At 71.8% G+C, this 19,937-nt stretch carries 16 protein-coding genes; 1 reads left to right on the forward strand and 15 read right to left on the reverse strand.

Going from position 1 to position 19,937, the window contains the following annotated elements; translation table 11 throughout:
* Positions 1-27: 27 nt before the first annotated feature.
* The 10 genes from DEJ20_RS10755 to DEJ20_RS10800 form a co-directional block, all read right to left on the reverse strand.
* Positions 28-456 (reverse strand): YlxR family protein, encoded by a 429-nt coding sequence (locus DEJ20_RS10755; protein WP_349814992.1) that lies wholly within the window; start codon positions 454-456, stop codon positions 28-30.
* Positions 407-1,402 carry a transcription termination factor NusA gene (nusA, locus tag DEJ20_RS10760; RefSeq protein ID WP_071414715.1) on the reverse strand — a complete coding sequence of 332 codons (996 nt, stop codon included), beginning with the start codon at positions 1,400-1,402 and terminating at the stop codon, positions 407-409. The genes DEJ20_RS10755 and nusA overlap by 50 nt, the downstream gene beginning before the upstream one ends.
* A gap of 203 nt (positions 1,403-1,605) precedes the next feature.
* A complete protein-coding gene (locus DEJ20_RS10765; protein ID WP_111235073.1) occupies positions 1,606-3,357 on the reverse strand; it encodes a proline--tRNA ligase in 1,752 nt (583 codons plus the stop codon).
* 486 nt (positions 3,358-3,843) lie between these two features.
* Positions 3,844-4,998 (reverse strand): flavodoxin-dependent (E)-4-hydroxy-3-methylbut-2-enyl-diphosphate synthase, encoded by a 1,155-nt coding sequence (gene ispG / locus DEJ20_RS10770; protein WP_181431515.1) that lies wholly within the window; start codon positions 4,996-4,998, stop codon positions 3,844-3,846.
* Between the two features lie 56 nt (positions 4,999-5,054).
* Complete coding sequence (locus tag DEJ20_RS10775) at positions 5,055-5,615, reverse strand: cysteine hydrolase family protein (protein WP_111235075.1); 561 nt, start codon at positions 5,613-5,615, stop codon at positions 5,055-5,057.
* Complete coding sequence (locus tag DEJ20_RS10780) at positions 5,612-7,090, reverse strand: purine-cytosine permease family protein (protein WP_111235076.1); 1,479 nt, start codon at positions 7,088-7,090, stop codon at positions 5,612-5,614. Before DEJ20_RS10780 ends, DEJ20_RS10775 begins: the two co-directional genes overlap by 4 nt.
* A gap of 24 nt (positions 7,091-7,114) precedes the next feature.
* On the reverse strand, positions 7,115-8,449 hold the full coding sequence (locus tag DEJ20_RS10785; RefSeq protein ID WP_181431516.1) for a M50 family metallopeptidase: 1,335 nt from the start codon (positions 8,447-8,449) through the stop codon (positions 7,115-7,117).
* Between the two features lie 128 nt (positions 8,450-8,577).
* Complete coding sequence (gene dxr / locus DEJ20_RS10790; protein ID WP_111235078.1) at positions 8,578-9,690, reverse strand: 1-deoxy-D-xylulose-5-phosphate reductoisomerase; 1,113 nt, start codon at positions 9,688-9,690, stop codon at positions 8,578-8,580.
* A gap of 2 nt (positions 9,691-9,692) precedes the next feature.
* The gene (locus DEJ20_RS10795) at positions 9,693-10,664 is read right to left on the reverse strand and encodes an FKBP-type peptidyl-prolyl cis-trans isomerase (RefSeq protein ID WP_071404621.1); all 972 of its coding nucleotides are present in this window, start codon (positions 10,662-10,664) and stop codon (positions 9,693-9,695) included.
* Positions 10,665-10,670: 6 nt separating this feature from the next.
* Positions 10,671-11,180 (reverse strand): OsmC family protein, encoded by a 510-nt coding sequence (locus tag DEJ20_RS10800; protein WP_071404620.1) that lies wholly within the window; start codon positions 11,178-11,180, stop codon positions 10,671-10,673.
* A 34-nt stretch (positions 11,181-11,214) separates the two neighbouring features.
* Between DEJ20_RS10800 and DEJ20_RS10805 the strand changes: the two genes are divergently transcribed.
* Entirely contained in the window at positions 11,215-12,207 is a 993-nt protein-coding gene (locus tag DEJ20_RS10805) for an asparaginase (RefSeq protein ID WP_111235079.1), read from the forward strand.
* A gap of 34 nt (positions 12,208-12,241) precedes the next feature.
* On the opposite strand, the gene DEJ20_RS10810 is transcribed toward DEJ20_RS10805, so the two are convergent.
* The 5 genes from DEJ20_RS10810 to DEJ20_RS10830 form a co-directional block, all read right to left on the reverse strand.
* The gene (locus DEJ20_RS10810; RefSeq protein ID WP_111235080.1) at positions 12,242-12,994 is read right to left on the reverse strand and encodes a hypothetical protein; all 753 of its coding nucleotides are present in this window, start codon (positions 12,992-12,994) and stop codon (positions 12,242-12,244) included.
* Between the two features lie 65 nt (positions 12,995-13,059).
* Positions 13,060-15,057 (reverse strand): zinc-ribbon domain-containing protein, encoded by a 1,998-nt coding sequence (locus tag DEJ20_RS10815; protein WP_111235081.1) that lies wholly within the window; start codon positions 15,055-15,057, stop codon positions 13,060-13,062.
* The gene (locus tag DEJ20_RS10820; RefSeq protein ID WP_111235082.1) at positions 15,054-17,525 is read right to left on the reverse strand and encodes a TgpA N-terminal domain-containing protein; all 2,472 of its coding nucleotides are present in this window, start codon (positions 17,523-17,525) and stop codon (positions 15,054-15,056) included. Before DEJ20_RS10820 ends, DEJ20_RS10815 begins: the two co-directional genes overlap by 4 nt.
* On the reverse strand, positions 17,522-18,835 hold the full coding sequence (locus DEJ20_RS10825; protein WP_258377135.1) for a DUF58 domain-containing protein: 1,314 nt from the start codon (positions 18,833-18,835) through the stop codon (positions 17,522-17,524). Before DEJ20_RS10825 ends, DEJ20_RS10820 begins: the two co-directional genes overlap by 4 nt.
* 98 nt (positions 18,836-18,933) lie before the next feature.
* Positions 18,934-19,905 carry an AAA family ATPase gene (locus DEJ20_RS10830; protein WP_027465773.1) on the reverse strand — a complete coding sequence of 324 codons (972 nt, stop codon included), beginning with the start codon at positions 19,903-19,905 and terminating at the stop codon, positions 18,934-18,936.
* Between the last annotated feature and the right edge of the window lie 32 nt (positions 19,906-19,937).

Genomic DNA, 19,937 nt, shown 5'->3' on the forward strand with positions numbered 1-19,937 from the left:
ATGACGGGTCTCATTTCGAGCCGCTCATCAGTTGTCCATAAGCCGTTCAGCCTGTTCTGTCATGTCCGGGCGCTCGGTCGGCTCCTGTGGGAGACCGACGATGTGGTCGAGCACCGCGGACGTGTCGGGATCGCGATCCAACCGGAGCGCACGGCGGAAAGCCCTGCGCTTGACGGCCAGATCGTAGGCATCGACGGTCGGGGTGAGCCATGCTCCCCGGCCCGGCATGACTGCCTTCGGATCCGCCACGACACGGCCGTCGCTCAGGGCGACGACTCGGAGGAGGGAGGATCGGGAAGCGCGACGACGACTGCCGATGCACGTTCTGACGGGAACCACTCTACTCCTTGCCTCGGACGTGCGCGATCCGGCGCGCCCTCGCAGGCGCGCCGGGAGCGAAATCGTCCTAGTCCTCGCCGTCCAGGATGGAGTCCGGCTGGATGTCGATGCGGGCACCGGTGAGCTTCGCGGCGAGGCGGGCGTTCTGCCCCTCCTTGCCGATCGCGAGCGACAGCTGGTAGTCCGGCACGAGCGCGCGGACGGCCTTCGTCGAGGCGTCGAGCACGAACGCGCTCGTCACCTTGGCCGGCGACAGGGCGCTCGCGACGAACGATGCGAGGTCAGACGAGTAGTCGACGATGTCGATCTTCTCGGCACCGAGCTCGTTCGTGACGGCCCGGACACGTGCGCCGAGCTCGCCGATGCAGGCACCCTTCGCGTTCACGCCGGGCTCGTTCGCCTTGACGGCGATCTTCGTGCGGTGGCCGGCCTCGCGGGCGAGCGAGGTGATCTCGACGACACCGGACGCGATCTCCGGGACCTCGAGTGCGAAGAGCTTGCGGACGAGGCCGGGGTGGGTGCGCGACACGATGATCTGCGGGCCCTTGTTGCCACGGGCGACGCTCGTCACGTAGACGCGGATGCGGGAGCCGTGCTTGTACGACTCCCCCGGCACCTGCTCTTCGGGCGGCAGGATCGCCTCGATCGTGCCGAGGTCGACGTGCACCATCTTCGGGTTCGGGCCCTGCTGGACCACGCCCGCGACGATGTCGCCTTCCTTGCCGCGGAACTCGCCGAGGATCTTGTCGTCGCCGATGTCGCGCAGGCGCTGGTTGATGACCTGCTTCGCCGCGAAGGCCGCGATGCGTCCGAAGTCGCTCGGCTGGTCGACGGCTTCACCGATGACGGTGCCCTCGTCGTCGAGCTCGGGGACGTAGACGCTGACCTCGCCGGACTTGCGGTCGAGCTCCACACGCGACTGCGCGTGGGCCGGCTCGCCGTTCTCGTCGGCGTGCTTCTGGTAGGCGGTCAGGATGGCAGATTCGATGATCTGGACGAGCTCGTCGAACGGGATCTCCCGCTCGCGCTCCATGAGTCGCAGGACTGCGAGATCGATCTTCACCGAGGTGCCTCCGTATTCAGATGAGTCGCTCCTGCGGGGTGGAACTGCGCAGAAGTCGGCCACAAGCGTACCCCAGAACCAGGAGACGGACAGGAGGCCCGTGGCGGCGTCGCACCCCTCCCTCGCAGGCTCGGTCGGCGCGCCCCGCGTGACGCTGGCGCGTCACCGCTGAGCGGGGCGCGCCCGTCCGTCAGGGGTCGCGTCTAGATCGCGCGGACCGCGTCGAGCAGGTCGGCCACCGGCACGTCGCGGCGGTCGCCGCTCGCGCGGTCCCACAGCTCGACGACGCCCTCGGCGGCGCCGCGGCCGGCGACGACGACGATCGGCATGCCGAGCAGCTCGGCGTCGCGGAGCTTCACGCCGGGCGAGACCTTGGGGCGGTCGTCGTACAGCACGTCGAACCGCTCGCCCTCGAGCTCGGCGACGACGGACGCCGCCAGCTCGTAGGCGACCTGGTCACGGCCGGTGGCGACGATGTGCACGTCGAACGGCGCGACGTTCTTCGGCCAGACCAGGCCCTTCTCGTCGTTGTGGGACTCGGCCAGGATCGCGAGGATGCGGGTCACGCCGATGCCGTACGAGCCCATCGTGACCGTCGCGAGCTTGCCGTTCTCGTCCTGCACCTTGAGACCGAGCGCCTCGGCGTACTTGCGGCCGAGCTGGAAGACGTGCCCGATCTCCATGCCGCGCGCGGTCTCGAGCGGACCGGAGCCGTCCGGGGACGGGTCACCGGCGCGGACGTCGGAGACCTCGACGACACCGTCGGCCACGAAGTCACGGCCGGCGACGAGGCCGGACACGTGCACGCCGCGCTCGTTGGCGCCGGTGATCCAGCTCGTGCCGTCGACCACACGCGGGTCGACGAAGTAGCGGATGCCGGTGGCGCTGTCGGCGCCGAGGACCTGCGGGCCGATGTAGCCCTTCACCAGGCCCCGGTGCTTCTTGAAGTCGTCGTCGCCGGCGGCCTCGACCTCGGCCGGGGCGAACGACACCTCGGCGCGCTTCAGGTCGACGTCACGGTCACCGGGCAGGCCGACGACCACGACCTCGCGCGTGCCGTCGAGGTGGGTGAGCGCCAGGACGACGTTCTTCAGCGTGTCGGCCGCGGTCCACGGTGCGCCCTCGCGCGGCGCGACCTGGTTCGCGTGGGCGACGAGCGTGTCGATCGTCGGGGTGTCCGACGCCGGCAGCAGCACGGGCTCCGGCTGACCCTCGATCGGCAGCGACTCGGGGACGGGGGTGACGTACGCCTCGACGTTGGCCGCGTAGCCGCCGGCGCTGCGGACGAAGGTGTCCTCGCCGACGCCGATCGGGTGCAGGAACTCCTCGGACTTCGAGCCGCCCATCGCGCCGGCGTCGGCCTTGACGATGACGTAGTCGAGGCCGAGGCGGGCGAAGATCTTCTCGTACGCGTCGCGCATGACCTGGTAGCTGCGCTCGAGGCCCTCGTCGGTGAGGTCGAACGAGTACGCGTCCTTCATGGTGAACTCGCGGCCGCGCAGGAGCCCGGCGCGGGGCCGGGCCTCGTCGCGGTACTTGTCCTGGATCTGGAACAGCGTGACCGGCAGGTCCTTGTAGGACGAGTACAGGTCCTTCACCAGGAGCGCGAACATCTCCTCGTGCGTGGGGGCGAGCAGGTAGTCGGAACCCTTGCGGTCCTGCAGGCGGAACATGCCGTCGCCGTACTCGGTCCAGCGGTTCGTGGCCTCGTACGGCTCACGCGGCAGGAGCGCGGGCAGCAGGACCTCCTGCGCACCGGCGGCGACCATCTCGTCGCGGATGATCGCCTCGATCTTGGCGCGCACCCGGAGTCCGAGCGGCAGCCAGGCGAAGATCCCCGGGGACTGGCGACGGACGTACCCGGCGCGGACGAGCAGCTTGTGGCTCGTCACCTCGGCGTCGGAGGGGTCGTCGCGGAGCGTACGGAGGAACAGATGCGAAAGCCGTGTGACCACGGGGCCAGCCTAGTGGCGACGGGCCGACGGCGCGGGTTCCCTGCGGTGTCCCCGCCGCTGGGCGCGAGCGGCGCGGCTCGGCACGGTGCGCGGTTCGCTGGCTCGTGCGGCTCCAGCCGCTGCGTGCGCGCTTGCAGGCTCGCACGGGGCGATCAACCCGGCGGCCGCTCGCGAAGTCCGCACCGTGCGGAGGGGATGCGCGTCGAGCAGCCGCAGCGGGCCTCCGGGCCGGTCCCCGGTGCGGCGCGCACGTCGCCCGTGCGGCGGGCGTCGCCGGCAACGCGGGGCAGAGACACACGGTGCGAGGTTCATCGGCCGGTGCGGCGCCAGCCGCTGCGTGCGCGCCTGCAGGCTCGCACCGGGCGATCAACCCGGCACGGAAGCGCGAAGCGCGCACCGTGCCGATCGGCGCTGGCGCACCACGACGACGGACCGGAGGCCCGGTGCCAGCTGGCACCGGACCTCCGGTCTGGAGGGTGGTCGCGCCTACGGCGCCATGATCACCTGGAGCGTGCCGGTGGCGGCGGCGGGACCCATCTCGTCCGCGATCCGGTTCGCCTCGTCGATGAGCGTCTGGACGATCTCGGCCTCGGGCACGGTCTTGACGACCTGGCCCTTGACGAAGATCTGCCCCTTGCCGTTGCCCGAGGCGACGCCGAGGTCGGCCTCGCGCGCCTCGCCCGGGCCGTTCACGACGCAGCCCATGACGGCGACACGGAGCGGGACGGTCATGCCCTCGAGCCCCTTCGTGACGTCGTTCGCGAGCTGGTACACGTCGACCTGCGCGCGACCGCAGCTCGGGCAGGAGACGATCTCGAGCTTGCGCTCGCGCAGGTTGAGCGACTGCAAGATCTGCAGGCCGACCTTGACCTCTTGTGCGGGCGGGGCGGAGAGCGACACACGGATGGTGTCGCCGATGCCCTCGGCCAGCAGGATGCCGAACGCGGTGGCGCTCTTGATGGTGCCCTGGAACTCCGGGCCGGCCTCGGTCACGCCGAGGTGCAGCGGCCAGTCACCGGCGGCCGCGAGCTGGCGGTAGGCCTTGACCATCACGATCGGGTCGTTGTGCTTGACCGAGATCTTGAAGTCGTGGAAGTCGTGCTCCTCGAACAGGGAGGCTTCCCACACGGCGGACTCGACGAGCGCCTCGGGGGTGGCCTTGCCGTACTTCTGCAGCAGGCTCGGCTCGAGCGACCCCGCGTTCACGCCGATGCGGAGCGAGACGCCGGCGTCCTTGGCTGCCTTGGCGATCGCGCCGACCTGGTCGTCGAACTTGCGGATGTTGCCCGGGTTCACACGGACGGCAGCACAGCCGGCGTCGATCGCCTGGAAGACGTACTTCGGCTGGAAGTGGATGTCGGCGATCACGGGGATCTGCGACTTCTTCGCGATGATCGCCAGCGCGTCGGCGTCGTCCTGCGTGGGCACGGCGACCCGGACGATGTCGCAGCCCGAGGCCGTGAGCTCGGCGATCTGCTGCAGCGTCGCGTTGATGTTGGTGGTCTGCGTCGTGGTCATCGACTGCACGGACACCGGGGCGTCGCCGCCCACGAGTACCTTGCCGACCCGGATCTGCCGCGACTTGCGACGCGGAGCGAGGGTTTCGGGGGACTTGGGCATACCGAGGTTGACTGCGGGCACGTGAGCACTCTACGCGCTCGGTCTGACCGTGCCGGGTCCGGTCCCCGTGCGTCCGTTCAGAGCTCCCTGACCGAGTCGACGACCGTGATGAGCGGGGCGTAGAGCCGCATCACCGCGAGCGCACGGTCGTGGTCCGCGTCGGTCCCGCCGGCGCAGGCGTCGGCCACGACGGTCACCGTCGCACCGGCGTCGGCCGCCGCCAGCGCGGTCGACAGCACGCAGCAGTCGGTCGACACCCCCGTCAGCACCAGGTGCGGGTGGTCGCCGACGACGGCCTGGAGGCTCGTCCCCCACTTGCCGAAGGTGGGTTCCGTCACGACGGGGTCGTTCCGGTCCGCGGCGGCCGACGCGAAGGGCTCGGTGAGCGCGTACAGGGGGTCGGCGTCCGGCACCAGCGCGAAGGGCCAGTCGCGGTAGTAGGGCACCCACGCACCCGCGGGGTGCGCGGGTGCCACGAAGCGGGTGAACACCGTGCGGCCCGTGAACCGCGGCAGGAGTCGCTCGATGCCGGCGCCCGCGTGGTCGTAGCGTGGGGCGGCCCACGGGTTCTCGCCCGTGAAGACCTGCTGCATGTCGATCACGACGAGCCAGGCGTCGTCGGGGATCTCCGCGCTCATCGCAGATCGTCCGGCGTGCCGAGCGCTTCCTGGTGGCGGATCGACCCGCGCGCGAACAGCAGCGTGCCGAGGAACCCGACGAGCAGGGCGACGAGGACGCCGAGGTTCGCGTACGCCCAGGGCCCCTCGCGTCCGCCGAGGCCGAACGGGCCGAGCAGGTAGCCCTGCCAGTTGAGCCAGGACGGCACGCCGAGGGTGTTCGTGACCAGACCCCAGCCGAGCGCGGTGCCGAGCACGACGAGCGCGATCGGCAGCCACCGGACGTCGCCGTAGCGTCCGTGACGGTCGTCGAGTTCGGCCTCCGCGTACGCGCGGCGTCGCAGGACGACGTCAGCGACGAAGATGCCGGCCCAGGCGGCGATCGGCACGCCGAGGGTGATGAGGAAGGCCTGGAACGGCGCGACGAAACTCGAGGCGAAGAACGCGATGTACACGGCGCCGGCGACCATGAACAGGCCGTCGACCCCGGCGGCGACCGGACGCGGGATCTTCACGCCGACGCTCAGGAGCGCCAGTCCGGACGAGTAGATGTCGAGCACCGCACCGCCGACGAGCCCCAGGATCGCGACGATCGCGAACGGGATCAGGAACCACACCGGCAGGATCGTCGTCAGGGCGCCGATCGGGTCGTTCGCGATCGCTGCCTGCAGGTCCGGCGACGACCCGGCGAGCATGACACCGATCACCACGAGGATCGCCGGCGCGAGGGCGCCGCTGAACGTGGTCCACCCGACGACCCCACGGGTCGAGGCCGAACGGGGCAGGTACCGGGAGTAGTCGGCCGCGGCGTTCACCCAGCCGAGTCCGAAGCCGGTCATCACCAGGACGAGGGCCCCGGTCACGCTCTGGGCGCTGCCCGACGGCAGAGCACCCAGCGTCGCGAAGTCGATCGTCGGCGCAGCGAGCACGATGTAGACGACGGTCAGTACGGCCGTGACGACGGTGATGACGGCCTGCAGACGCATGATGACGTCGAACCCGGCGATCCCGGCGCCGACGATGAGGGCCGCGACCACGACGAGGGCGACGACCTTCGTCAGCACGCCGCCGTCCCACCCGAGCTCGGTGAACACCGTCGAGGTGGCGAGCACGGCCGCCGCGGCGAGCGAGGTCTCCCACCCGACGGTCAGCACCCAGCTGAGGAACGAGGGCAGTCGGTTCCCGCGGACCCCGAAGGCCGCGCGGCTGAGCACCATCGTCGGCGCCGACCCGCGCTTGCCGGCGATCGCGACGATGCCGCAGAGCAGGAACGAGAAGGCGACCCCGATGACCGAGACGATCGTCGCCTGAGCCAGCGAGATCCCGAAGTCGAGGACGAACGACCCGTAGGCGAGGCCGAGGACGGAGATGTTCGCCGCGAACCACGGCCAGAACAGTCCCCGTGGGGTGCCCTTCCGATCGGACTCGGCGATGACGTCGAGGCCCTGGCGCTCGACGGTGCGAACCTCGGGAGGGTTCGGGGCGGCTGTGGTCATCCGCTGATCGTAACGCCGGAGCGACTACCCGAACAGGTTCACCGGCCGCACGATGTCGGCGTAGATCAGCAGCGCGCTCATCCCCGCCAACAGCACCACCACGACCATCGTGAGGGGCATCGTCTTCGCCAGGTCGATGGGGCCCGGGTCCGCCTTGCCGACGAGCTTGAACGACCGTCGCTTGATCGCTTCCCAGAGCGCACCCGCGATGTGTCCGCCGTCGAGTGGCAGCAGCGGCACCATGTTCAACACGAACAGGCCGATGTTGAGCGAGGCCAGCAGCCCGAGGATCGTGTACGCCTTGTCGACCACGGGGACACCGCTCATCGACGAGACCTCGCCGATCGCACGGCCCACGCCCACCACCGACACGGGGCTGTCCTGCGACCGCTCCTGGGCACCGAACGCGGCGTTCCACACCGCGACCAGGCGCTGCGGCAGGTCGATGATCAGGTGCGCCGACGCCGCGATCTGGGCGCCGGTCGCGGGCAGCACCTCGGCCGGGGACTGCCGCACCAGGGACTGCCCGATGCTGACGCCGACCACGCCGACGCGCTGGGTCTTCGTGGTGCCGTCGTCGTTCTCGACGACCTTGCCCTCGGCGTCGTAGACGTCGCGGGTGGCGGTCGTCGGGGTGATCTCGAGGGTCTTCCGGGCACCGTCGCGCTCGACCACCACGGTGACCTGCTCACCGGCGGACTCCTGGAAGACCTCGGAGACGCGGGTGATCGTCGGGTCCTGCTCACCGTTCACCGAGAGCACGACGTCACCGGACTCGATGCCGGCCTGCTTCGCCGGGGACACCGCGTCGCCGGGCGAGCACTCGGTCGTCTGGCTGTTCGGCAGCACGCACCCGACGCTCGACGTGAAGGTCGTCGTCGGCGCCCCGAACCCGCACAGCAGCACACCGAACAGCACGATGCCGATCACCAGGTTCATCGCCGGGCCCGCGACCATCACGATGATCCGCTTCCAGGGCGTCAGGCGGTAGAAGGCGCGGGAGTCGTCACCGCCGGAGTCCGCGATCTGCTCGGCGCTGGCCTGGCGGGCGTCCTGCACGAACGCGCCGTACATGCCGGTGTTCGTGATGGCGTTCGCCCGACCCGAGGCGCGCGGCTTCAGCATGCCGACCATCGAGATGTACCCACCGAGCAGGATCGGGCGGATCCCGTACTCGGTTTCACCGCGCTTGAACGACCACATCGCCTTGCCGAAGCCCAGCGAGTACTGCGTCACCTTGACGTTGAAGAGCTTCGCGAAGGACAGGTGCCCCAGCTCGTGGAGTCCGATCGAGACCAGCAGGCCGATGATGAAGACGACCACGCCGAGGACGAAGAGCAGGACGGATTCGACGATCACCGGGAAAGAGTACGGGACTGATTCCATGACGGAGCCGAGCGCCGTCTGAGAGGCGAGCTGGGCCTCCAGGCCTGTGCGTCACGTCCGCGGTCTGCCGCCTCCGCGTCGGACGGGAGGCGCGACTCGCGTCAGCGGGTCAGCGCGCGGTCCGCAGCGGCGCGGGCCCACTGCTCCGCCGCGAGCACGCCGTCGAGTGACGGCTCCCCCGCGGTGTGCTCCTCCACGATGCGCTCGACCGTGGCGACGATGTCGAGGAAGCCGATCGCACCCGCGTGGAACGCGGCGACGGCCTGCTCGTTCGCGGCGTTGAACACGGCCGGGAACGTCCCGCCCAGCTCACCCACCCGCTTCGCGAGGGCGACGGCGCCGAAGGCGTCCTGGTCGAGCGGCTCGAACGTCCACGTGCTCGCGGTCGTCCAGTCGAGCGGCACGCCGACGCCGGGCACCCGGTCCGGCCAGGCCAGGCCGAGCGCGATCGGCAGCCGCATGTCCGGCGGCGACGCCTGGGCGATGGTGGAGCCGTCGACGAACTCGACCATCGAGTGCACGATCGACTGCGCGTGCACGGTGACGTCGATGCGGTCGTACGGCACGTCGAAGAGCAGGTGGGCCTCGATGACCTCGAGGCCCTTGTTGACCAGGGTCGCGGAGTTCGTCGTCACGACGAGACCCATGTCCCAGGTCGGGTGCGCCAGTGCCTGGGCGGGGGTGACGTCGCGGAGCTGCTCGCGGGTGCGCCCGCGGAACGGGCCGCCGCTCGCCGTCAGGACGAGCCGCTGCACCTCGGCGTCGGCGCCGGAGCGCAGCGCCTGCGCGATGGCGGAGTGCTCGCTGTCCACGGGCACGATCTGCCCGGGCGCCGCGGCCTGCTGCACGAGGGAGCCGCCGACGATCAGGCTCTCCTTGTTCGCGAGGGCGAGCACGGCACCGCTCTCGAGCGCCGCGAGCGTCGGGCCGAGGCCGACCGAGCCGGTGATGCCGTTCAGGACGAGGTCGGCCTCGACGCTCCGGACGAGCTGCTCCGAGTCGGCCGCGCCGAACGCCGTGTCGCGGACCCCGAACCGAGCGGCCTGCTCGGCGACGAGGTCGCGGTTGCTGCCGGCGGTGAGCCCGACGACCTCGAACCGGTCGGGGTTGCGGGCGACGACGTCGAGCGCCTGGGTGCCGATCGAGCCGGTGCTGCCGAGGACGACGATCCGCCGACGATCAGGACCGGTGCTGCCGAGGCGGCGGTCCGTCACGGTCAGCCCTTGGCGAGGATGTCGACCACGAAGACGAGCGTGGCGTTCTTCGGGATGCCCGAGCCCTCTTGCGGGTTCGCGCCGTAGGCGTCCTCCGGCGTGGCGACGATCAGGACCTGCGAGCCGACCTTCTGCCCGACGAGCCCGGTGACGAAGCCCTTGATGAGCGCGCTCTCCGACACGGTGAAGGTGGTGGGGACACCCTTCGACCACGAGGAGTCGAACTCCTTGCCGGTGTCGTAGACGACGCCCTTGTACTGCACGAGTGCGGTGTCGCCGTCGGCGATCTCGGTGCCGTCGCCCTGCTTGAGCACCTCGACCGTGGTCTTCGTGGGCGCCTTCACGCCGTCGGGGACCGTGATCTCCGGCTCGCCCGAGGCCTTGTCCTTGACCGTGGGCAGGCCCGGGTCCTGGTCCTGCGGGGTGCCGGTCGCCTTGGTCGGGGTCTGCGCGACGACGTCGGCGACGACGACGATCTCGCCGCCGGTGTTGAAGCCGAGCGCCGAGGACTGTCCGACCGCGGCGACCCGGTCGCCCACCTTCGAGCAGGCGAGGAGCGCGCCGAAGCCCGATCCGCCGACGGAGAGCACCTGCGGGTTGCCCTCGTCGAAGCCGACGGTGCCGAGCTTCTTGGCGTCCGATGCCTCGTACACGCTGTAGGAGACCTGCGCGTAGTCGCCCTCGTCGAGCGCCGCACCCTTGCCCTTCACGAGGCGGGTGGCCTGCGGCGTCTTCGCGGACAGGCCGGACGAGAACTTCACGGTCGGGGCCTTCGGCCCACCGAACGAGCCGGTCGCCTTGATGGCATCGGACGACTTGCCCGGGTCGGGGCAGGAGGTGATCGCCGAGGCAGTGGCGCTGGCCGACGGGGTCGGCGAAGCCGAGGACCCGTTCGAGCCGGAGCCGGAGCAGGCGGCGAGTCCCAGCACGACGGCGGGGACGATGGCGATCGGGAGCAGGCGGAGACGCTTCACGAGGACCTAGTCTGCCCCACCTGTCGAAGAGTCCCCTGCCAATGACGCAGGTCGGACGACCAGCTGCGGCTCGTGGTGCACCGGGAACGCCACGGACCGCGCGATGAAGCAGAGCTCGTTCGCGGTGACGTGTGCTGCTTCGGCGTCCGCGACCCGGTCGGCCTCGAGGATCGTGACGACCGGGTGCAGGGTCGCCTCGGTCAGTTCACCCGAACCGTCGCGGTTCAGGCGGAGCGACGCGGTCGCGGTGTCCTGGTAGTCGACGACGGTGAAGCCCTTCGTGACCGCGACGTGCAGGTAGCTGAGCATGTGGCACTGGGCCAGCGCCGCGACCACCATCTCCTCGGGGTTCCAGCGGTCACGGTCCCCGCGGAACGTCGGGTCGGCGGATCCGGGGACATCCGGCTTGCCGGTCGCCGAGACCACGTGTTCGCGGCCGTAGTCGCGGTACCCGGAGGTGCCGGTCCCGCGGTCGCCGGTCCAGCTGACGGAGACCTCGTAGGAGTGGTCGTGCACGGGTGCGCCCCTTCGCCTTGGCTAGCATGGCGGCATGACGGTGAGCCCCGAAGTCCGCAGTGATCGCCATCCTCTCACCGCCGACGGTTCCGTCGAGCTGGCGGTGCTCGAACGCTCAGGGTTCGACGAGAGCCGGCACGTCGGCGCCGGCGTCGTCGTCGACGCGACCGGCACCGTCATCGACTCCGTGGGCGACGTGACCGCGAGCATCTACCCGCGTTCCACCATGAAGCCGTTCCAGGCCCTGGCCGTCCGACGTGCCGGTGCGCTGTTCTCCGACGAGGAACTCGTCCTCACCACCGCGAGCCACGCCGGCACCGCGGCGCACCAGGCGCTCGCCCTGCACATGCTCGAGTCCTTCGACCACGTCGAGTCCGACCTCGGCTGCCCACCCGACATGCCCTTCGACCGCGGGACCGCCAGGACGATGGACGGCCCCCGCCGACTGGCGATGAACTGCTCCGGCAAGCACGCCGGCATGCTCGCGGCCTGCCGGGTGAACGGCTGGGACGAAGCCACGTACCTGGACATCGAGCACCCGTTGCAGCAGCGGGTGCGTGCCGTGGTCGAGGAGTACACGCACGAGACCGTCGACCTGGTCGGTACGGACGGCTGCGGCGCCCCCGTGTTCCCGCTCACCCTGACGGGGCTGGCACGCGGGTTCGCCGGTGTCGTGGCGCGGGCCGACAATGACTCCGCCGCGCTGACCGACGCGGTCCTGGCGCACCCGTGGGCGATCGACGGCGTCGGACGCGCGAACACGGTCACCATCGAGCGCCTGCAGGTGCTGGCGAAGCTCGGTGCCGAGGGCGTCATGGTCATGGGGTTGCCCGGAGGCGCCGCCGTGGCCGTGAAGGTGCTCGACGGCTCGCAGCGGGCCGGCACCCTGGCGGCCCTGGCGCTGCTCGAGCGGAACGGGCTCGTCGCGTCGGACGGGGTGGCCGAGGTGCTCGAGGCGACCGGCGAGCGGGTGCTCGGCGGTGGCGTACCCGTCGGCGCGGTGCGGGTCGGCGCCGGGTTGCGCTGATCGTTGCTCGGCGCTGGTCCTTGCTCGGCGCTGGTCATCGATCGGCGCTCGCCGGGTCGGGGACGAGGACCGGCAGCGCCGGGGACACCCGGACGACCGCGTGGTCGTCCGGTCGACGGACGGAGCACCCGTACCGTGAGACCTCGACGGTGACGTCCCTCTGACGGGGCGCCGATCCGAGTCCGGCCACGAGCACCACGGAGCCGTGCGGTCGACCGTCGGCGCCCATCCGCACCACGACGGAGGTCCCCGACGGCAGCGTGCTCGCTGACAGGGTGCTCGGGGCTGCATCGTCGCTGCCGGTCCCGACTGCGTCGAGGAGCTCGGGAGCATCGGCCCGACGCAGGTCCTCTTCGGTGTGGACGGCAGCGGCTCGGAGCTGCTCGGCGAGCCCGCGGAACACCGCGACGGCGAGTGCTCCGGCACCGACGACCACGACGTGGGACGTGGCATCGACCCGGAGCACGCGTCCGCCCGGACCGTGCCCGAGGACGAGTGCCGGCGTGCCGTCGCCGTCCTCGGGGACCGTGCCCGTCAGCGCCTCGGGCACGCCGAGCTGTCCGGGCTCGGCGGGCTGATCAAGCTCGGCCGGCGCGACGACCGCGACCGGAAGGGTCCCGGGGTCCGCCGAGGCCGAACGGTGCAGCACCACGTCGACCAGGGCGCAGCACGCACCCGCGCCGAGCAGGACGCCCTGCCCCGCGCCGCTGATCGGCGCGAGGACCCCGGCCACGACGAGCGCGACCGCGGCGCCCACGATCAGGCAACGAGCGGTGAACCGGGACATGCCCCCATCGCACCAGGAACGAGCAGCCCAGCGCTGGCCCGGGACCCGATCTGTGGAGAAGTCGCCTACTGCACCAGGAAGAACTGCTCACCGATGTCGACTCGTGCGCCGCGTTCGACGCGGTACCGCCGACCGGGCTCGCAGCGACGGATCGATCCGTCGATGTGGCGCACGACCGTGCCGTTGCCGGAGAAACGGTCCGAGACCCACAGGTCGTCGCCGTCGCGGCCGAGCTCGAGGTGCGTCTTCGACACGGACTTGCCCGGGTCGTGCACGGTCAGCAGGTCGTCGTACCGCTCCCCCGGCTGCGGTCGCGGCAGTCGGCCGAGCAGGCCCGTGCCGTGGACGCCGAGCCGCTCCCCCGTGCTGAAGTGCAGCACGAACGGTGCCCGGGTCGGGGTCTTCGCGACGATGCGCGTCTCGTCGACGTCCTCGTCGGGGTCGTCGACCGCATCGGCCGCCACGTGCGACTCCGACCGGTCGACTGGCGGGAGCGGCAGTGCGGGTCCGGTCGCTCCCGGGATCGGGGGCAGCGGTGCAGCAGAGGGCACGCCCGTGGTGGTGGCGGACGGCACCGAGGAGGGGACGGTGGCGGAACCGGGCACCGGCGGGATCGGCGTGCGCGGCACGGCAGACGCCTCGGTCGGCGGATCGGGCTCGATCATCGGGGCAGCGTGCGCCCCACGGGGGCGTCGGCCGGCATCGGACTGCTCGACCTCGGCGCGCAGGGAATCGTCGCCCACCGGGATCTCGTCGTCCGGCTCGTCGCCTGCAGCGCGCTCGTCGGACTCGTTCGAACCCGCGGACTCGGCCGAACCCGCGGACTCGGCCGAACCCGCGTCGGACTCGTCCGGCTCGTCCGCAGCGTTGCCCGAGTCGGCGGCCTGCGGCCCGTCGGACTCCTCGGCTGCCCAGTCGGGTCGGGTCATCGGCAGCGGCATGACCGGGCCGGTGAAGGCCGCGGTGACCGCCGGACGGACGGCTCCGCACTCGCCGCAGAAGATGTCGTCGGGTTCGAGCCGGTTGCCGCAGACGTGGCAGATGGCCGTCTCGTGCATGCCCGGGGTGACGAGCGGGGCCGGACGGGGCGGTCGACGGTCGATCAGCGGCTCGACCACGGCGGTGTCCCCGGGCTGCGGGGGCGACACGACGGGCGGCTGATCGTCGGTGGCGCTCGTCTCCGACGCGGCCACGATCGCTTCGTCGGGCTCCGGTTCGGACGCGTCCCGGGCACCCTGTGCGTCCCGGGGTTGCTGTGCGTCCTGTGGGTACTGGGCGCCGTGTTCGTCGGGCGAAGGAGCCGCAACGTCCTGTTCGGAAGCAGGTTCGGCGGGTGCTCCCGGCATCGGCGGGACGACCGGCTCGGCGGGCGCCTCGGCAGCCGGGGTACCGCGACCGACCCACCAGGACGGCCCGGCGGGTGCCGCCGGGGGTGCGGTGGCAGCGGGCGGCGCCCACACCGGCACGGAGGGCTCGGCAGCGGGCTGCGGCTCGACGGGCTGGGGCATGACGGGCTGGGACTCGACAGGCTGTCGCGCCGCCTGGTCCGGGACCGACGACGGAGCATCACGGATCGGGTCCTCGGGCGTCTCGGGGCGACCGGGAGCCGGGGCGATGCGGGTGCGCTCGGGGTCGTCGGCATCGAGCGCTTCAGACGGGTATGCGTCGGGATCGAGGGGAGGTTCGGACTGGCCCGGCGCACCCGACCGGTCCTCGAGCCCGGACCCGGCACCGTGCACGTGGGAGGGGGCCTGGCGCGGGGCGAAGTCGTCGGGACGCTGCACCGGCACGGGTGCCGGCGGTTCGGTCCCGCGACGGTCGGCACCGGTGAGCCAGGCACGCGTGGCGGGATCGAGCGTGGCTTCGGGCAACCAGGCGTCGGAGGCCGGGTCGGACCGTCGGCCGTGGGCGTCGGGCTGCTGCAACGGTGGCGGCGGTGCCTGTTCGACGGGGGCCGGCGCGACCGGGCGACGGCTCGCGGCGGCGGTGACCGCGCGTCCGCACTCACCGCAGAAGATCGCTCCGTCCGGGAGCATCGATCCGCAGTGTTCGCATCTGATCACGTGGTGCCTCTGTCCTCACTCGGCCGTCCACGACGCTCGTCCGGCCTCTGGACATCGTAGTCGCCGTGCCCCGACGCAGCCTGGCCGTCGGTCCTCCGACGCGACCGTGCGGTCGGACGACGCCCCGTTCCCCGCAGGGACCGGAGCGAGACGGCGGTGCGGAACCGCTCCCGCCGGGTCCGCCCCGTCCGGAGCGAACCGATCGCGTCGTCCGTCGCCGCCCACATGCGATCGGCGGTGGTCTGGTCGGCGTCGCTCGGACCGAACACCGCACGGTCGGCCAGCGCGGCGAGTCCGGTGCCGCCGTCGCCCGGTGCACCGACCACGGCTTCGCGTCGGGTGGCGGACCGTCGCACGTCGTGCCCGCGGTCGAGCAGTGCGTCACGGTACTCGTCCCAGGCGCCGACGATGCGGCCGCGGGGCGTGGTGGTGTTCCGCCGTCGTCGGCGCCGCAGGCGCTTCAGCAGCACGATCACGGCGAACGGCAGCAGGACGAGGGCGACCACGCCGAGGGTCCCGAGGGCCCAGGGCAGCACCGCGAGCAGGATCTGGAGCCAGAGCGGCTGCACCGGCGGCGTGTTCCGGTCGCTCTCGGGCGGCGTCTGCTGGTCTTGATCCTGCTGGTCGACCGGGGGCGGCGGCACCACCGTCTCCGGTCGGGTGACCGGCTGCGGTGTCTGCTGCTGCTCGTTCGGGATCTCGCGCACCTCGGGGTTGGGGTTGAGCATCACCCATCCCCACTGCGCGGTGTCCACCTCGATGCGGGCCGTGACGTCGGACCCACGGAAGGTCGTCGTCCCGCCACGCGCTGCGGTGCCGTCGCGGCCCGAGTCTCCACCGGCCGAGAAACCCATCACGACCCGTGCGGGGAACCCGATCTCGTCCGCCATCAGTGCGGCCGCCGCGGCGTACTGCTCCTGGTCCCCGATCATCAGGGGTGCGGTGAGGAGCTCCTGGACACGGTCGGCACCGTGACCGGACCGACTCATCCGGTCGTCGCCGACACCGTGGCTGACGTACCCGTTCCGCTGCAGGGACTGCACCGCGGCGAGGAGCTTCGCACCGGGTGCCGACACGTCCTCCGTCGTGGACTCCACGGTGTCGCGCACGGCGTCGGGGACGTCCCGGGCGGTGGGCACGGCGGCGCTCCCCGGCCGCGCGGTGGCCAGCTGTCGTTCGGTCGGCTGGTCGGGCAGCACCGCCGTCAGGTCGTAGGAGGTGCCGTCCCCCACTCCGCCGACCACGGCGCCGGTGCCGGTCGATCCGTTGTAGAAGAAGGCTCCACGCTCGTCGTCGGCGTCCTGCCCGGTGAACTCCACGCGCTCCAGGTCGCCGACCGTCGGCAACCACACACCGCGGTACCCGTCGACCGTCACGCCGACGTCGACCGTGGTGCCCCGGACGCCACGGACGTCGACCGCGGTCGGTACCCGTTCGAAGGTGCCCGAGCCGGCGGAGCCGTCTGTCCCGCCGACGCGGTAGACGACGCCGTCGTAGGTGTCGAGCGTCGCGATGCGGACGAACCCGCCCTCGGGCAGACCGGTCACCCGGAGCTGGGTCGCGTCCGAGGCTGTGGACTCCTCGTAGGCGCGGAACCCGCTGAGCGGACTGACGTAGTCGCGTGGGTCGAACGGCTTCACGACGTCGGTGCGTGCGACCGTGCGCTCACCGGACGGAGGTGCCACCAGGCCGAGTCCGGTCGCGACGACCGCCGCGGCCACGATGGTGCCGGTTCCCACGAGGGCGGGGCGGAGGATCGACCGCCCGACCGGCACGCGTGACCCGATGGTGGTCGCCACCGCGACCGCGCGACGCGCGTGCCGCACGGTCAGCGCCCAGACGAGGGCGAGGCCGACCAGGACGACCGCGGTCAGGATCGACGTGTCGAGCCGGCTCGGCCCGACGACCACGCCCACCGCGAAGAGCACCAGTGCCGGGATGCTCGCGAGTTCCTGCCTGGAGGCGCGGGTCGCCACGCTCACGGCGGCCACCGTGGCCACCAGCAGCGTCACGAAGTACGGCACGAGGAGCGCCTCGTAGGAGCCCACCGGCAGGCTGATGGTCACCAGCTGCTTCCAGCCGAGGGCGACGCCGGCGAAGAGGTCGAGGAGTCCGCGTCCGGTGGGCAGGAGGCCGTTGGCCTGACTCGGCACGGCGGCGGGGACGCCGGTGAGCGTGAAGGCAGCGACGGTCGCGATCGCCACGACGGCCATCGGCAGCCGGAACAGGGTGCCGAGGAGCGCGACGACCGTCCCGATGACGATCGCCGTGAAGGCGGCTGTGATCATCGCGCCGTCCCGGTACACCGGCCACCAGGACGTGCTCGCGACGGCCAGCAACAGCCAGACCGCCAGCGTGCCGCCGGCGAGCCGGAACGGCACGAGCCGCCGTGCGTCGCGACGGTCGGAACGTCGGGTCGAGCGCCTCGCCCGGTCCGGGGCCGGGGTGGTCACGGGTGCGGCGCTCATGCTGCCGACGCCGATCGGTGCAGGGCGTGCCGGAGGTCGTCCAGGTAGCCGATGGTCATCACCGTCAGACCCGCGACGCGCAGGAACCGCGGCTGGGCCTCGGGCTCGCAGATCACCGCGACGACCTCCACCCCGACCGGGAACCGCGTGGCGGCGAGCCTGAGCGCGGCCAGGCCGACGGTCGACCCCACCACGAGGAACGCGACGGAGATGCCCTCGGTGTCGCTCCCGACGATCCGGGAGACCTCGGCGATCGGCAGGCACGCGTCGGCGAGGCCGACCGAGGCGAAGTCGTCGAGCAGGCGCGTCGGCGTCACGGTGGGGAGCGTCCGCACGGCGTACACGGCACGCTTCGCGAACTCCGGCGTGCGCTGGGACACCACGACCGAGACCTCACGGCCGTCACGGATCGCCCGCGCGCCGAGGGAGGCGGCCGCGCTCACCGCGAGCTCGAACTCCTCGTCGTCGGCGAACTCACCGCGGGCGATGCCGAGCGCGACGACGAGGTGCGAGCGACGGGTGTCCTCGAACTGCCGGACCATGAGCGCGCCGGACTTGGCGGTCGACTTCCAGTGGATGGTGCGCGGGTCGTCGCCGGGCATGTACTCGCGGATGGCGTGGAAGGCGATGTCCGCGGGCGACAGGTCCGTCGTCGCCTGCCCCTCGAGGTCACGCACCAGCCCGGTGCTCGTCGACGGGATCGCGATGGTGCGCGGGTGCACGATGACCTGCTCGCGGGCGGTCCAGACGAGTTCGCGGCGGACGAGTCCCACGGGGTCGGCGCGGACCCCCGTCACGGGACCGACGTCGAGCACCCCGCGGCGGAGCGTCGGGACGGGGACCTGCCGCTCGAAGGTGCCGTGCGGCCCGATGGCCGGGATCGCGACGTCGACCAGACCGGATCCGACCGGCACCTCGACAGTGGTCGGCACCGACGGCAGGCGCGTGGGGTTCTCGGCCGTGATGATCACGCCGGCGTCGTCGCCGACCGCCACACGGTGCTGGGGCAGCCGCATCCGGATCACCAGCCGCGACCGGCCGATCAACGCCACCGCAGCGACCACCGCGAGCACGGCGCCGGCGAACCCGACGACGACGACCTCCCGCAGACCGAAGCGGTAGCCGGCCACGAACGCGACGAGCGTCAGCGCGGCGACCGTCCACCCGAGCCCGGTGACGACGGACGAGACCTCGCCCCAGAGACGCAGGACGAGCCTCCAGGCCGTTGCCCAGAGCCGGACGATCCCGATGACCGCATCCGCTGCGACGCCCTCGCGGTCACCGACGATGCGCGTCCGGACGTTGGTCATGCCGGTGACCGTCCCCGTGCGCTCGTACCCCGTCGTGCCACGACGCGACCGCGTCGAGGACGGACGGCGCGAGCGCGTGGAGACGGGCCGGCGGTCCGTCACGTCGTGACTCGGTCGGCGGGCGGCGGGGTCTCCACCAGGAGCTGCGCGATGACGCTCGGTGCGCTGACGCCGTCGAACTCGGCCTCGGCGTCGAGCACCAGGCGATGCGCGAGGACCGGGACGGCCAGCGCCTTCACGTCGTCCGGCGTGACGTAGTGCCGGCCGCTCAGCGCCGCGAGGACACGGGAAGCACGGATCAGGCCCATCGCCCCACGGACGCTCACGCCGAGCCGGACCTCGCTCGCCGAGCGGGTCGCGTCCACCAGACGGGCGACGTAGTCGGCGATCACGGCGTCGACGTGCACGGTGCGGGCCAGGGCGGCCATCTCGGTGATGGTCGCGGCGGGCACGACGCTCGCGAGCGGGACCGACGCGGACGGAGCCGACGAGGTCTCGAGGATCTTCACCGTCGCGGCGTGGTCGGGGTAGCCGATGGACGTCTTCATGAGGAAGCGGTCGAGCTGCGCCTCGGGCAGACGGTAGGTTCCGGCCTGCTCGATCGGGTTCTGGGTCGCGATGACCATGAAGGGCGCGGCGAGACGGTGGTTGACGCCGTCGACCGTGATCGCGGACTCCTCCATCGCCTCGAGCAGAGCGGACTGGGTCTTCGGGCTCGCACGGTTGATCTCGTCGGCGAGCACGATGTTCGCGAAGACCGGCCCGCGGTGGAAGTCGAACTCCTGCGTCCGTTGGTCGTAGACACTGATGCCGGTGATGTCGCCCGGCAGCAGGTCCGGGGTGAACTGGATGCGGTTCGTGGTGCCCTGCACGCTCTGCGCCATTGCCCGGGCGAGGCTCGTCTTGCCCGTTCCGGGGACGTCCTCGAGGAGCAGGTGCCCCTCGCTGAGCATCGCCGTGACCGCGAGGCGGATCACGAACGTCTTCCCGAGGAGCACCTGCTCGACGTTGGTCACGATGCGGCCTGCGACGTCTGCGAACCAGGTGGCCTGCTCCGGGGTCATGCTCATGCGGGGTGGTCCTTCGGTCGTGGCGGGAGGTG

Source organism: Curtobacterium sp. MCSS17_005 (assembly GCF_003234225.2).
Lineage (GTDB): Bacteria > Actinomycetota > Actinomycetes > Actinomycetales > Microbacteriaceae > Curtobacterium > Curtobacterium flaccumfaciens.